11 protein-coding genes are annotated in these 14,456 nt (G+C 40.9%); 6 read left to right on the plus strand and 5 right to left on the minus strand.

Annotated elements, in window-relative coordinates:
- Nucleotides 1-28: 28 nt before the first annotated feature.
- The 5 genes from BG00_RS02165 to ftsY form a co-directional block, all read right to left on the minus strand.
- Nucleotides 29-1,900: a methyl-accepting chemotaxis protein gene (locus tag BG00_RS02165; protein WP_036983324.1), complete on the minus strand. Its 1,872-nt coding sequence runs from the start codon at nt 1,898-1,900 to the stop codon at nt 29-31.
- 327 nt (nt 1,901-2,227) lie between these two features.
- Complete coding sequence (gene rpoH, locus BG00_RS02170; protein ID WP_016899742.1) at nt 2,228-3,091, minus strand: RNA polymerase sigma factor RpoH; 864 nt, start codon at nt 3,089-3,091, stop codon at nt 2,228-2,230.
- A 507-nt stretch (nt 3,092-3,598) separates the two neighbouring features.
- A complete protein-coding gene (gene ftsX, locus BG00_RS02175) occupies nt 3,599-4,585 on the minus strand; it encodes a permease-like cell division protein FtsX (protein WP_036980252.1) in 987 nt (328 codons plus the stop codon).
- Nucleotides 4,582-5,259 (minus strand): cell division ATP-binding protein FtsE, encoded by a 678-nt coding sequence (gene ftsE, locus BG00_RS02180; RefSeq protein ID WP_013465956.1) that lies wholly within the window; start codon nt 5,257-5,259, stop codon nt 4,582-4,584. The genes ftsX and ftsE overlap by 4 nt, the downstream gene beginning before the upstream one ends.
- Before the next feature lie 93 nt (nt 5,260-5,352).
- Complete coding sequence (gene ftsY / locus BG00_RS02185) at nt 5,353-7,452, minus strand: signal recognition particle-docking protein FtsY (RefSeq protein ID WP_036980253.1); 2,100 nt, start codon at nt 7,450-7,452, stop codon at nt 5,353-5,355.
- Nucleotides 7,453-7,657: 205 nt separating this feature from the next.
- Between ftsY and rsmD the strand changes: the two genes are divergently transcribed.
- The 6 genes from rsmD to prmA all read left to right on the plus strand — a co-directional run bounded on the left by rsmD (nt 7,658) and on the right by prmA (nt 14,187).
- Nucleotides 7,658-8,263 (plus strand): 16S rRNA (guanine(966)-N(2))-methyltransferase RsmD, encoded by a 606-nt coding sequence (gene rsmD / locus BG00_RS02190; protein ID WP_024601716.1) that lies wholly within the window; start codon nt 7,658-7,660, stop codon nt 8,261-8,263.
- Between the two features lie 145 nt (nt 8,264-8,408).
- Nucleotides 8,409-8,624 (plus strand): 30S ribosomal protein S21, encoded by a 216-nt coding sequence (rpsU, locus tag BG00_RS02195; RefSeq protein WP_002957797.1) that lies wholly within the window; start codon nt 8,409-8,411, stop codon nt 8,622-8,624.
- 19 nt (nt 8,625-8,643) lie between these two features.
- Nucleotides 8,644-9,090 carry a GatB/YqeY domain-containing protein gene (locus BG00_RS02200; protein WP_008114877.1) on the plus strand — a complete coding sequence of 149 codons (447 nt, stop codon included), beginning with the start codon at nt 8,644-8,646 and terminating at the stop codon, nt 9,088-9,090.
- Between the two features lie 160 nt (nt 9,091-9,250).
- Nucleotides 9,251-11,002, plus strand: coding sequence for a DNA primase (dnaG, locus tag BG00_RS02205; protein ID WP_036980254.1), 1,752 nt, complete (start codon nt 9,251-9,253; stop codon nt 11,000-11,002).
- Between the two features lie 390 nt (nt 11,003-11,392).
- Complete coding sequence (rpoD, locus tag BG00_RS02210; RefSeq protein ID WP_010391796.1) at nt 11,393-13,234, plus strand: RNA polymerase sigma factor RpoD; 1,842 nt, start codon at nt 11,393-11,395, stop codon at nt 13,232-13,234.
- A gap of 71 nt (nt 13,235-13,305) precedes the next feature.
- Complete coding sequence (gene prmA, locus BG00_RS02215; protein ID WP_008114871.1) at nt 13,306-14,187, plus strand: 50S ribosomal protein L11 methyltransferase; 882 nt, start codon at nt 13,306-13,308, stop codon at nt 14,185-14,187.
- Nucleotides 14,188-14,456 lie beyond the last annotated feature (269 nt).

Raw genomic sequence — 14,456 nt, forward strand, 5'->3', positions numbered from 1 at the left:
TAATTTAACTCACTTAAGCGCATTATATTTATAAAATAAACGTCGCTACTTTGGCATTTAAATCTGTAGCTCTGTCTTTTAATACTTCAGCTTGGCTTAAATGCGCAGTGGCTGAGATAGTAATTTCATCGGTTACATCTTTAATGGCGACCGTATTTCGAGTAATTTCATTGGTCACTTGCGTTTGCTCTTCTGCTGCAACCGCTATTTGACCCGCCATATCAGAAATTTCATTCACTGCTAAGGTGATTTCCTCTAGTGCGTGAGCTGCTGCATTAACATCATCCACACTATTGTTAGCATACCCCTTACTGCTGTCCATCAAGCTCACTGCTTTTTTAGTCGTATTTTGTAAGGTTTCTATGGTGGTGTAAATTTCTGCTGTGGAGTTTTGCGTTCTTCTTGATAGAACACGCACCTCATCGGCAACCACTGCAAAGCCACGCCCTTGTTCACCAGCACGGGCAGCCTCTATTGCGGCATTGAGTGCTAAGAGATTTGTTTGCTCAGCAATTTCTTGAATTGTGGTCAAAATACTCGATATAGCCTGAGCATGTAAGCTTAGTTCGCCAATGACGGTGGTTGTTTGGTCTATTTCACCAGCAAGTGAGTTAATCGTGTTTCTGGTTTTATCAACTAACAGTTTACCTTCACAACTACTTTGCGCTGACTGCTGTGATGCCGTCGCGGTATTTTCGGCATTAGCAGCAATCTCATGGGTTGCACTTGCCATCTCTGTGACCGCAGTGGCAACCATCGCTACTTCTTGTTGCTGACGCTGCAACTCACTGACACTGTTTTGATTGGTGATTAAGCTTTTCTCTGCATCAAAATCTAAATCAGTAGCTAACTGGCGAATATGGCTTATAAGCTCATGCTGGCTGCTTACAAAGCGATTAAAACTATCAGCCAGTACCCCAACCTCATCTTGTGTATCAACACTAATACGCTGGGTCAAATCACCGTTACCATCAGCAATTGTTGATAACGCTTGAGATACTCGGCTTAACGGCGCAAGCAACACACTTAATAACCATGAAATAGCCAACACGCTCAATAAAAGTACCACACTGACTAATACGAGTTGAGTTACTAATAAACTAATTAATGGTGCCTCTAAGGTTTCTTTATCCAGTACAAATAGCAACTGCCAATCGGTATTATTTATATTTTCACCCCAAACAAGCTTCTCTCGGCCTTCATCTTTAAAATAAAGGGGAGTAAATTCACCGTTTTGACTATTAGATAAAATGAATTGGTGATTTATTTTCGAGTCAATATGCGTAATATCTGCCATTACTTTTTTAGTGTCTTTATAGGCAATCACAGTGCCATCTTGATGCATCATGATGCCATACCCATTTGCCGGTAAAGACATAGTATTAACATCATTAACTAAAGACTCAATCGATAAATCACCCGCTACCACGCCACTTTGTGTGGTTTTAGCAATAGAAACAACCAACTGATTAAACGCAGTATCTAAATAAGGTTTGGTAATTACGGTGCCATTTTTCAGCTGTGCTTGTTTATACCATGGACGAGTGCGCGGGTCGTAGCCGGTTCGATCAATACTTAGATCAGAGTCAGTCATTTTCCCGATACTATCTCCAAAGTAAGTTAATTGAAAACCACCCGACACTTGGGCTTGCTGTAATGCGCTGAGCGTATTGCCCTCAACCATACTCGCAACTGACTCTATGATCTGCTGACGACTAGCTAGCCAATCTTCAATACTCGCAGCTTGCTGCTTACCAGACTGACTTACATTATCAATACTGCTTTTTAACAGTAACGCTTTTTGAGAGGTGTAGCTATTCCACGATAGCAATACAATAATAACGGCTAGGGCAAGAACCACCGATAGCAAGATCTTTTTCTTTAGTGAATATGAGTTCATATTGAGTGTAAATACTCGCGTTAAATGAAATTGAAAGGCAATAAGCACAGTAATTAACAGTTTAATTTAGGCTACGGTTTGAACGACAAGTCGCTCAGGTGCGCGAATATTTTCATATACCCAAATTAAAAACAAACTAAAATCATGTATTTAAATTAAAACCAAACTTATTCATTAACTTTAACTAGGGTATATTTAATTAAAAGATATACAGATGTGACTAGAGGTAAGCAAAATAAGAAAGACGATACTTTTTGTTAACCTCTTTTTTTAACTAAAAAAAAGCCCCGCATTTTCATGCAGGGCTTTATAACTTTATAAGTGCGATTAACTCATCGCGCTTTGTAATTTTTTCATTGCTGTTTTTTCCAGCTGGCGAACACGCTCTGCTGATACGCTGTATTTTTCAGCCAACTCTTGCAGTGTTGCTTTATCATCTGACAACCAGCGTGCGCTAACGATATCTTGAGAACGCTCATCGAGGGTTTTCAAAGCGCTAAATAATCGCGTATGCGACTGCTCTTGCCATTGTTGCTGCTCAATATCATCGGCTAAGTCAGCAGTACCATCCGTTAAGTATTGCACTGGTGAGTAAGTACTGGTTGGCGCATCGTCGTTATCGTCGCCTGTTAAGTCAAAGCCCATGTCTTGGCCGCTCATACGCGACTCCATTTCACGCACTTCTTTTTCACTCACACCTAGCTCGCTCGCTACTGTGCTAACTTCAGCTTGATTAAACCAGCCTAAACGTTTTTTGTTTTTACGAAGATTAAAAAACAGTTTACGTTGCGCTTTGGTTGTCGCAACTTTTACGATACGCCAGTTTTTAAGCACAAACTCATGAATTTCGGCTTTGATCCAATGAACCGCAAATGAAACCAAACGTACACCCACTGATGGGTCAAAACGTTTTACTGCCTTCATCAGTCCAATGTTACCCTCTTGAATTAAATCAGCTTGTGGTAACCCGTAACCCGAGTAGCTTTTAGCTATGTGCGCTACAAAGCGCAAATGCGACATAATGAGTTGCTTTGCAGCACTAAGATCGCCTTCTTCCTGAAGTTTTTTTGCAAGTTCCTGCTCTTGCTCAACTTTAAGCATAGGAATAGTACTAACAGCTTGAAGATAGCCATCCATACTTGCGCTTTGTTGCCCAACTGTAAGTGCCATTGCGTATAAATCTTTACTCATTTTTCACCTCGGTGATAAACATTTGAAACCATCTTAGCACTCTTTTAGTAAGAGTGCTAACTTGAATTTAAAACTTTTTTGAATCATAAATCAAGTGGTTTTTTTAGTGTTAAGTCAGTCTACACTAGGCGACTGAATAACCTATGAATTAGTTTAGGGTCTGTTGACCTTTCAAGGTTAAATTTACAGCAGTCTGTTTGGTATTTAGGCAAGGCAGAGCCTATGTGGTGTGGTTATTCCCCATAAATAGGTGATAACGCAGCATCAATGCCAAACAGGCGCTGCCCAAAGGGTTCTGCCTAGGGGCGATTTACTCTTTGTTGCTCGGTTTTTACTTAGCCCACTAGGTTACAAACCTCGCGCCGCGATTAAACCGCCCCTAGTTTGAACAAATTTTAATCCGCAAAGGTCAACAGACCCTAGCCAAAGCAAAGATTAATCTTTTTGCTTTGGCTTTTTATAATTTTAAACTTAAAACATGACAGTTTTAAGAATTATATTAGGGCCCTAAACCTTATCGGGTTCTATTTCTGAGATGTAACGGTTAACCGATAAGTAAGAACCAATAAAGCCTAAGCTAGTGGCCAACAATACCAACGCGCCAAATTCATTAAGGCTAAGCCCTATTAGCGTAAAGCTGGTTTGATATACCCCTGCAACACTGCTTACCGCAGCAGATAGCCACCACATCATTAATGCTACGCAAATAAAAGCAAACAATCCGCCAATCACGCCATACCAAATGCCAGTCCATAAAAAGGGGGCATGAATAAAGGTATTAGTTGCCCCTACGAGCTTCATTACCTGTATTTCTTCTTTTTTATCCATAATAGATAAACGAATTGTGTTGCCTATAATAAGCGTCACTGAGGTAAGTAATAATAGCGCAATCGTAATTACACTTTCTTTTAGTAAACTGAGTAATGCATTTAAACGTTCAAGCCAAGCAATATCAAGCTTACCAAAATCAACTTCGCGTTCACCTTCAAGTTTTTTAAGCAATAGCTTAGCCGCATTAGGTTGGCTATGTCGCTGGGTTGGTGTAACTAGAACCACATTCGGTAATGGGTTACTATCTAGGTATTCTAAAGCTTGACCAAACCCAGACATTTCTTTAAATTCATCCAAAGCCTCAGTGCGAGAAATAAAAGTCACACGTTGTATTTCAGGATATAGCGCTAAGCGTTTAACTAGAGTTTGCGTTTCTTGCTCGCTCATATCCTCTTTTACAAACAAGGATATTTCGCTGGCTTGCTCAAAACCACTACTCACTTGCTGCACATTTTTAACCACTAAATATAACGTTGCGGGCAACGTTAAACTCAAACCCAGAACAGCAATGGTCATCATAGAGGCTAATGGCGTGCGCCACATTTCCCCAAGACTGTACACACCTTGGCGAAAAATATTAATAATGAAAAAGTAACCGCCAGAGAATACGGATTTTTTTTGTTTATCATTACTATTTTGACGGCTTTTGAATAGTAAACTCATAATACACCCTCAGCCAGTGGATCTTGGCTCATCCGCCCATCATGAAGCGTTAAGCTACGATACTTCATTCGTGATACTAACCCCAAGTCATGGGTGGCAATTAAAACCGTGGTGCCATGCTTATTAAAGTCTTCGAACAGGCGTAATATTTCCATTGATAACTCAGGATCAAGGTTACCGGTAGGTTCATCAGCTAATAGTATAGGAGGAGAATTAACAATGGCTCGTGCAATCCCTACACGTTGCTGCTCACCGCCAGAGAGTGTGGAGGGATGACAGCGTACTTTATCTAACAAGCCCACTTTATCGAGCGCGCCATGCACACGCTTGGCAATTTGCTTGTGGTGAGTCCCTTCAATAATTAAGGGCAAAGCAACGTTATCGAATACCGTGTATCGTTCTAATAGACGATGATTTTGAAAAATAATACCAATGTCGCGGCGTGCATACGGAATTTGTCGTGAATTTAACTTATTTAAATCCACGCCATTGATAAACACATTGCCCGCAGAAGGACGTTCCATCAAGCTAATAAGCTTTAAAAGTGTACTTTTACCGGCACCACTGTGGCCCGTTAAAAAAGCCAGTTCGCCTGGTTTTATATGAAAACTCACTTTTTCAAGCGCGCGATGCCCACCGGCATAGGTTTTACTTACTTGCTGAAAATTTATCATTTTTTATTATTGCCAATTTATTGTTAGCCTTAAGCTCTAAAATAAAATGGTATTCCTCGCAATTAAAAAGGGAGCAGGCTCCCTTTTGGTAAATTAAGCGTCGTCCTCATCTTGACTAAATAGCGCGTCAATAAAGTCATCGCTCTTGAAGGTACGTAAATCATCAATACTTTCACCTACGCCAATGTAACGAATAGGAATATTAAACTTATCGGCAACGGCAAAAATAACCCCACCTTTAGCAGTACCATCAAGCTTTGATAATGTGATACCGGTTAAACCTACACATTGATTAAATAAGTTTACTTGGCTAATTGCATTTTGGCCTGTACCAGCATCAATAGTCAGCATCACTTCATGAGGTGCATCAGGGTCTACTTTTTTCATTACACGGGCTATTTTTTCAAGCTCTTGCATTAAGTTATCTTTATTTTGCAAGCGCCCTGCTGTATCAGCAATTAACACATCGACATTACGTGCTTTTGCAGCTTGAAAAGCATCAAATACTACCGATGCACTATCAGCACCTGTATGTTGAGCTATTACCGGAATGCTGTTGCGTTCACCCCATACTTGAAGCTGCTCTACCGCTGCAGCTCTAAAAGTATCACCGGCAGCAAGCATGACCGACTTACCTTGATTTTGGAATTGTTTGGCCATTTTACCAATGGTGGTGGTTTTACCTACGCCGTTTACCCCTACCATTAAAATAACAAAAGGTTTTTTATCTGCTGGTATTTCTAAAGGCTGCTCTGCTGTTTTTAGCATAGTTGCCATTTCTTGTTTCATAAGCTCATAAAGCGCATCACCATCTTTAAGTTGCTTGCGATCGGCTGCATCAGTTAAATTATCAATAAGCTTCATGGTGGTATCAACACCGAGATCAGCAGTAAGTAACTGAGTCTCTAGCTCTTCAAATAACTCGTCGTCAATTTTTTTACCGCTAAAAATTGACGAAAAACCAGAGCCAATATTAACTCGAGTTTTAAGTAAGCCTTTTTTGAGACGAGAGAAAAAGCCTTCTTTTTTAGGTTTTTCCGCTTTCTTTGCTTCTTCCTCTGCAAGCTCTGCGGTCAGTCGCTGTTGCTCTAGGCGTTCAGCCTCTTCTTCAGCTGCAATACGCTCTTGCTCTAAACGCTCATTTTCAGCTTGCTCTGCTGCAATACGCTGTTGCTCTAAACGTTCATTTTCAGCTTGCTCTGCTGCAATGCGCTGTTGCTCTAAACGCTCATTCTCAGCTTGCTCTGCTGCAATACGCTGTTGTTCTAAACGTTCATTCTCTGCTTGCTCTGCTGCAATACGCTGTTGCTCTAAACGCTCATTCTCAGCTTGCTCTGCTGCAATACGCTGTTGTTCTAAACGCTCATTTTCAGCTTGCTCTGCTGCAATGCGCTGTTGCTCTAAACGCTCATTCTCAGCTTGCTCTGCTGCAATACGCTGTTGTTCTAAGCGCTCATTCTCAGCTTGCTCTGCTGCAATACGCTGTTGCTCTAAACGTTCATTTTCAGCTTGTTCAGCCGCGATACGTTCTTGCTCTAACAACATTTTCGCTTCTTGTTCAGCTAAACGTTTAGCTTGCTCTTGTCTTTGCTGCTCTGCATCCGCCTGTTGTTTAGCTAATAGCTCAGCGTTAGCTTGTTCAATCGCTCGTTTTTCTGCCTCCGCCGCGCGTTGTGCTTGCGCCTGTGTCTCTTGCTCTAAACGTTCAGCTTCTGCTTTTTCAGCTGCTATACGCTCTTGCTGTAACAACATTTGCGCTTCTTGCTCTGCTAAACGTTGAGCTTGCTCTTGTCTTTGCTGCTCGGCATCTGCCTGTTGTTTAGCCAATAGCTCAGCGTTAGCTTGTTCAATCGCTTGTTTTTCTGCTGCCGCAGCGCGTTGTGCTTGCGCCTGTTTTTCTTGCTCTAAACGCTCTGTCTCTGCTTTTTCGGCAGCTATTTGTTGTTCGGCTTTTTCAGCTTGCTCTTGCGCTAAACGTTCTGCTTCAGCTTGTTCAGCTGCAATTCGGGCTTGTTCTAAACGTTCGGCTTCAGCTTCCAAACGCTCTGCCTCGGCTTTCTCTGCTGCTAAGCGCTCCTGTTCGGCTTTTTCTGCCTGCTCGTTTGCCAATGCTTGTTGTTTATCAGCTTCTGCTTGTTTTTTATCTGACTTGCCAAAACCGAGCCACGACATGAATTTACTTTTTTTTGCCATACTTGCTAATAACCACTTATAAAAATCTGATAAACTAACGATAATGATAGCGTGCTTTTAAGCCTAAATAATTGCTTTTTAGCAACACGTTATCCTCGAGGGTGCATAATAGTAACACTTTTAGCGCAGTTGAAAAATGACACGCCGTGATATGATTGCAATATTATCTGAGCTAGATCATAGATACCAATTTTTAGTGAGTTAAATGAGAAAAAAAATCACACCAAATAACACCACCCATAAATCAGTCGATGGCGTTATTAGAATCATTAGCGGCCAATTTCGCGGTCGAAAACTGCCAGTAAAAGACGTTCAAGGCTTGCGCCCTACAACCGACAGAATAAAAGAAACAGTGTTCAATTGGTTAATGCACGATACCCGCGATGCGCGCACTCTCGATTGCTTTGCCGGTTCCGGAGGTTTAGGGTTCGAAGCGCTATCTCGCTTTGCTAAAAACACCACATTTTTAGAACTTGATCCGTTAGCAGCAAAACAGCTAACGCAAAATGTTGCCACCCTTAATGCGCAAAATGCACAGGTACTCAATACTAATACCCTGACCTTTCTTGAAAGCAAAAACACCAATGACACATTTAATTTAGTTTTTATTGACCCGCCATTTCGCAAAAATTTAGCCCAATCATGCTGTGATTTATTAGAAAATAATCAATGGCTCGACCCTGACGCACTAATATATGTTGAAGTAGAAACCGAGTTAACTTCGTTTAAAGCACCTAATAACTGGTTGTTAATAAAAGAAAAAAAAGCTGGGCAAGTTTTTTGCAGGCTATACCAACGGCATATAAATTAGCACTGTTTTAGCCGTCGGGTTTCTGTTAATATTATCCTTTACATGTGGTGTTGCTTCGGATTACAATACCGCACCATTTTTGAACCACTTGATCAATGTTTGATCAACTTGAGCAACGCTCATAATTTAGGTAGGTGAATTTTTAATGCCAGTAATTAAAGTAAGAGAGAACGAACCGTTTGACGTAGCACTTCGTCGCTTCAAGCGTTCATGTGAAAAAGCAGGTATCCTTTCAGAAGTTCGTCGTCGCGAGCACTATGAAAAACCAACAGCTGAGCGTAAGCGTAAAAAAGCAGCTGCTGTTAAACGTCACATGAAAAAACTTTCTCGTGATAACGCTCGTCGCGTTAAATTATACTAATATATTAGGTCTTGTATAAATGAGCCTTTTAATAACGCTAAAAGATGCGCAAAAAGATGCGATGAGAGCTAAAGACAAACAACGTCTTAATCCTATTCGCATGGTACTTGCTGCAATCAAGCAACGTGAAATTGACGAGCAAATAACACTAGACGACGCAGGTATTACCTCCGTTATAGTGAAGCTTGTTAAACAACGTCGCGACTCTTACACTCAGTACAAAGATGCTGGGCGTGATGATTTAGCTGAAATTGAAGCCAATGAGATTACAGCACTTGAAGCTTTTTTACCTCAACAATTGAGTGAAGAAGAAATCATTGCTCTCATTGACGCGGCTATTGCTGATACTAATGCAGCAGGTATGCAAGACATGGGTAAAGTAATGGGTATAATCAAAAGCAAAGCCGAAGGTCGTGCCGATATGGGCAAAATCTCAGGTTTAATTAAGCAACGATTAACTGCCTAATACTCCCACATACATTAAGTATGATTGAAGTAAACCGAGCCTTGAGCTCGGTTTCTTCGTTTAGAGCACTTCAAAAAAATATGCATTTGTGTTCCAATCTCTGCGTATTATAATTCGCTTTTAACACTTTTATATTTACCTTAGGGCTGTACTTTAAACAATGGCTGGAAAGATCCCACGCAACTTTATCGATGATTTATTGGCACGAACCGATATTGTCGACCTGATTGACTCAAAGGTAGGGTTGAAAAAAGCGGGCAAAGACTATCAAGCTTGCTGTCCTTTTCACAATGAAAAATCGCCTTCGTTTACTGTATCGCAAGATAAACAGTTTTATCATTGCTTTGGCTGTGGCGCTAACGGCAATGCTATTTCTTTTGTTATGGAATATGACAAACTTGAGTTTGTTGATGCAATTGAAGAGCTAGCCAGTTTACTTAACCTAGATGTTCCTCGCGAACAAGGAAGTAGTAATGGCCCAGAACGCACCGCAGCACAAAAACGTTCAGACTACGATTTAATGCTCCATGCAGCGCGTTTTTATCAACACCAGTTAAAACATCATAGTAATTCTGAAACAGTCATAGACTATGTAAAAGGTCGCGGCTTAAGCGGCGCAACAGTTAAAAAGTTTATGATGGGCTATGCGCCCAGCGAATGGGAAGGCCTCTGCCAACAGCTTGGACGTAATCAAGAACAAAAAGAGCAATTAGTTGAGCTGAAGCTCGCATCTGAAAAAACGCCAGGTAAGCAATTCGATTTTTTCCGTGATCGTTTAATGTTTCCTATTCGTGATAAACGCGGTCGCGTCATTGCTTTTGGTGGCCGTGTAATGCAAGCAGATCAGGGGCCAAAATATTTAAACTCTCCTGAAACACGAATATTCCACAAAGGCTTTGAACTTTATGGCCTTTATGAAGCAAAACAAGCACATAAAAGACTCGATCATGTACTTATAGTAGAAGGTTATATGGACGTCGTTGCGCTGGCTGAACAAGGCATAGAATACGCAGTTGCCGCACTCGGCACAGCGACAACCAGCGAGCATATGCACACCTTATTTAGAACCACTGACAAAGTTATTTGTTGCTACGACGGTGACCGTGCAGGTAAAGATGCCGCGTGGCGCGCACTGGAAAATGCACTTCCTTACTTAAACGATGGCAAAGCACTGCATTTTGTATTTTTACCCGATGGTGAAGACCCTGATTCACTCGTTCAACAAGAAGGTAAAGAGGCTTTTGAGCAGCGGCTAGAAAACGCCGATGACTTCACTAAAGTGCTGTTTAATAAACTAAGTAAAGAGATTGATTTAACGCTCGATTCCGGTAAGGCTAAGTTACTCAGTGCAGCACTGCCATTAATTGAAAAAATCCCAAGTGAGTTCTATCAAGAAAATATCTTGGAGCAACTTGGCAGATTAATTGGTCGCACCCGTGAGCAACTCAATAATCACTTAAAAACACCAAAACAGCAGCAGGCAATTGAACGTAAATTTAAAATTACACCGATGCGCCAAGCGATAGGCATTTTAGTTCAGCACCCTAATTTGGCAAAAAGCGTGCCCTACTTGCCTGATTTAGCACAAATGAATATTGCAGGAATCGGCTTGTTATTACGCCTACAACATCAAGTGTTACAAAAAGATGGCATTACCACTGCACAAATTCTTGAATCATTTAGAGGTACTGATGACTATGAGCCATTAACTAAGTTGGCTACATGGCAACATCAAATAGATGAAGAGCGTTTAGAGACTGTTTTTCAAAATACTTTTAAATTTATTGAAGATCAGTGTTTAAATTATCGACTAGAGACCCTATTAATAAAAGACAAGACACAGGGCTTAAATAGCGATGAACGACTAGAATGTCATTTGCTAATGACAGCGTTAAAAACGACTAATAGTTAGGGTCTGTTTATCTTTCGAGGTTAAGTTTACAGCAGTGTGTTTGGTATTTAGACAAGGCAGAGCCTATGTAGTGTGGTTATTTCACATAAATAGGCGATAACGCAGCATAAATGCCAAACACGCGCTGCCCTTTGGGTTCGACCCAAGGGAGGTTTACTCTTTGTTGTTCGGTTTTTACTTAGCCCACTAGGTTACAAACCTCGCGCCGCGATTAAACCACCCTTGGATTGAACAAACTTTAATCCTGAAAGACCAACAGACCCTAGTCAGATTTGATTTAGGCTGTTATACTGTGCTATTCACTGCGTCACATTATTCTGGTTAGCCTTTGAGCAAACTCCATGATGGCGCCTGTTGTATCAACTTATCAGAGTGGAAGAAACAATCTCTATGGATCCAACTCCTCAGTCACAATTAAAACTTCTGATTCAAAAAGGTAAAGAGCAAGGTTACTTAACTTTTGCAGAAGTTAATGATCACCTTCCACAAGATATTATCGACTCAGATCAAGTAGAAGATATCATTAGCATGATTAATGACATGGGTATCAAGGTTAGCGAAAACGCGCCTGATGCTGATGAATTAATGATGCAAGAAACCACGACAGACGAAGACGCAGCGGAAGCTGCCGCTGCAGCCCTTGCTACTGTAGAAAAAGAAATCGGCCGTACAACAGACCCTGTTCGCATGTACATGCGTGAAATGGGTACTGTTGAACTTCTTACCCGTGAAGGCGAAATTGTTATCGCTAAACGTATTGAAGAAGGCATTAACCAAGTACAGATTTCGGTTGCTGAATACCCAGAAGCGATCACTTACCTACTTGAACAGTGGGATAAGTTTGAAGCAGAAGAGATGCGCCTTAGCGACATTATCTCTGGCTTTTTCGATCCTGATGCAGACGAAGCACCACCAATTGCTGCCACTAACATTGGTTCTGAATTAAGCGAAAAACAGCTTGATGACAGCGACGATGATGATGACAGCGATGATGAAGACGAAGAAGAAGTAGATACAGGTCCAGATCCTGAAGAAGCGCGCATCCATTTCGAAAACTTACGTGATTTATACACTAAAGCACGTGAAACATTCGATAAAAAAGGTCGCTCTCATCCAGAATCTCAAGCCGCTATTTTAGAAATTGGTGAGTTGTTCAGAACCTTTAAACTTGTGCCTAAACAATTTGACCGCATGGTTAATAACATGCGTGAAATGATGGACCGAGTTCGCGTTCAAGAACGTCTTATCATGAAGCATGCAGTACAAGTTTCAAAGCTTCCAAAGAAAACCTTTGTTAAGCACTTTGCAAACAACGAAACTGACACAGCATGGCTTGATATTGAAATTGCAGCTAACGAAAAGCATTCAGCTAAACTTGAAGAAGTGAAGCCTGAAATACTTCGTTGTATTAGCAAACTTTCTTCAATGGAAGAAAGCACTGGCTTAAGCATTGAACGTATTAAAGATATAAACCGTCGCATGAGTATTGGTGAAGCGAAAGCGCGCCGTGCTAAAAAAGAGATGGTAGAAGCGAACTTACGTCTTGTAATTTCAATCGCTAAAAAATACACCAACCGTGGTTTACAGTTCTTAGATTTAATCCAAGAAGGTAACATTGGTTTGATGAAAGCGGTTGATAAGTTTGAATACCGTCGTGGTTATAAGTTTTCAACTTATGCTACGTGGTGGATCCGTCAAGCAATTACGCGCTCTATTGCTGACCAAGCAAGAACAATCCGTATTCCAGTACATATGATTGAAACGATCAATAAATTGAACCGTATTTCACGTCAAATGTTACAAGAAATGGGTCGTGAGCCAAATCCAGAAGAATTAGCTGAACGCATGATGATGCCTGAGGATAAAATCCGTAAGGTACTTAAGATTGCAAAAGAGCCAATTTCAATGGAAACACCAATTGGTGATGATGAAGATTCGCACTTAGGTGACTTTATCGAAGATACGACTATTGATTCGCCAATCGATTCGGCAACAATGGAGTCTCTTCGTGGCGCAACTAACGACGTGCTCGCTGGCTTAACAGCCCGTGAAGCGAAAGTACTACGTATGCGTTTTGGTATTGATATGAATACCGACCACACGTTAGAAGAAGTAGGTAAACAGTTTGACGTAACACGTGAACGTATTCGTCAAATTGAGGCGAAGGCACTGCGTAAATTACGTCACCCTTCTCGCTCTGATTTACTGAAAAGCTTTTTAGACGCTAAATAATCTAGCGTTACATTATAAGTTAACTTAAAAGGCCGCTGTAGCGGCCTTTTTTCTATTTCAAGGAAATAAACATGGCTTGGATCCAAATCCGTATCAATGCCAATGCTGCAACTGCTGATGCAGTCAGTGACCTATTAATGGAAGCAGGCAGTGCTTCTGTTACTTTTATTGATGCTAAAGACACGCCTATCTATGAGCCTAAAATTGGCACTGTTGTATTTTGGGCTGACACCACAGTAATTGGCTTGTTCGAAGCTAATCACGATATGAACGCAGTGGTTGCGTTATTAAAACGCCATGATGAGCTAAAAGACAATTTAGTTTACAAAATTGAGCAACTCGAAGATAAAGACTGGGAACGTGAGTGGATGGATAACTTTCACCCTATTCAATTTGGCGAAAAACTCTGGATTTGTCCAAGCTGGCGCGACATTCCAGACCCAGACGCAGTCAATGTACTACTTGATCCTGGTCTTGCTTTTGGTACTGGTACACACGCCACTACAGCACTGTGTTTAAAATGGTTAGAAAGCCAAGACTTAACTGGTAAAACCGTGGTCGATTTTGGCTGTGGCTCAGGCATATTGGGTATTGCAGCAATAAAATTAGGTGCTGAGCGCATGATTGGGATAGACATTGACCCACAAGCGCTAGAAGCAAGCCTAGATAACGCTAATCGCAATGGTGTTGCTGACAAGCTTGAAGTGTACCTTCCAGAAAATCAACCTGAGTTTACTGCTGACATTGTAGTGGCAAATATTTTAGCGCAACCACTTCGTGAGCTTCATAGTGTTATTTTAGGGTTATTAAAGCCAGGCGGTAAAATTGCCATGTCGGGCATTTTAGAAGAACAAGCACAATCGGTTGCTGATATATATGCGCCCTTTATTGAGCTCGATGAAATTGCCATTGAAGGCGATTGGACCCGAGTAAGTGGCATTAAAAAAGCATAATAGTGCGTTATTAAAAAATTTAGAGTATTAACTCAAAAGTCGTATCTAAAGCCTGTATTTAACAGGCTTTACTATTTTTTTACATAATAAAAAATAAAGGTTTTTTATTATAAAAACAACGACCGTTCAAAATTCACACAAATAAACCGCTTCGTCATACGGTTATCAAATGTCAATACAAAAAGAGCAAAAAAAAGTCACTTTTGTTCAATTTATAGCCTTTGATTTTTGCGCAAAAAGCCGTAAACTTAGCGCCCCTTGAAAAGAGG

This window comes from Pseudoalteromonas sp. SCSIO_11900 (genome assembly GCF_000576475.1).
GTDB lineage: Bacteria > Pseudomonadota > Gammaproteobacteria > Enterobacterales > Alteromonadaceae > Pseudoalteromonas > Pseudoalteromonas tetraodonis.

Coding starts and splice junctions, on each gene's coding strand:
- ftsY (WP_036980253.1), bottom strand. CDS start 7,452: ATGGCAAAAAAAAGTAAATTCATGTCGTGGCTCGGTTTTGGCAAGTCA.
- prmA (WP_008114871.1), top strand. CDS start 13,306: ATGGCTTGGATCCAAATCCGTATCAATGCCAATGCTGCAACTGCTGAT.
- rpsU (WP_002957797.1), top strand. CDS start 8,409: ATGCCAGTAATTAAAGTAAGAGAGAACGAACCGTTTGACGTAGCACTT.
- rpoD (WP_010391796.1), top strand. CDS start 11,393: ATGGATCCAACTCCTCAGTCACAATTAAAACTTCTGATTCAAAAAGGT.
- rpoH (WP_016899742.1), bottom strand. CDS start 3,091: ATGAGTAAAGATTTATACGCAATGGCACTTACAGTTGGGCAACAAAGC.
- rsmD (WP_024601716.1), top strand. CDS start 7,658: ATGAGAAAAAAAATCACACCAAATAACACCACCCATAAATCAGTCGAT.
- ftsX (WP_036980252.1), bottom strand. CDS start 4,585: ATGAGTTTACTATTCAAAAGCCGTCAAAATAGTAATGATAAACAAAAA.
- BG00_RS02165 (WP_036983324.1), bottom strand. CDS start 1,900: ATGAACTCATATTCACTAAAGAAAAAGATCTTGCTATCGGTGGTTCTT.
- BG00_RS02200 (WP_008114877.1), top strand. CDS start 8,644: ATGAGCCTTTTAATAACGCTAAAAGATGCGCAAAAAGATGCGATGAGA.
- dnaG (WP_036980254.1), top strand. CDS start 9,251: ATGGCTGGAAAGATCCCACGCAACTTTATCGATGATTTATTGGCACGA.
- ftsE (WP_013465956.1), bottom strand. CDS start 5,259: ATGATAAATTTTCAGCAAGTAAGTAAAACCTATGCCGGTGGGCATCGC.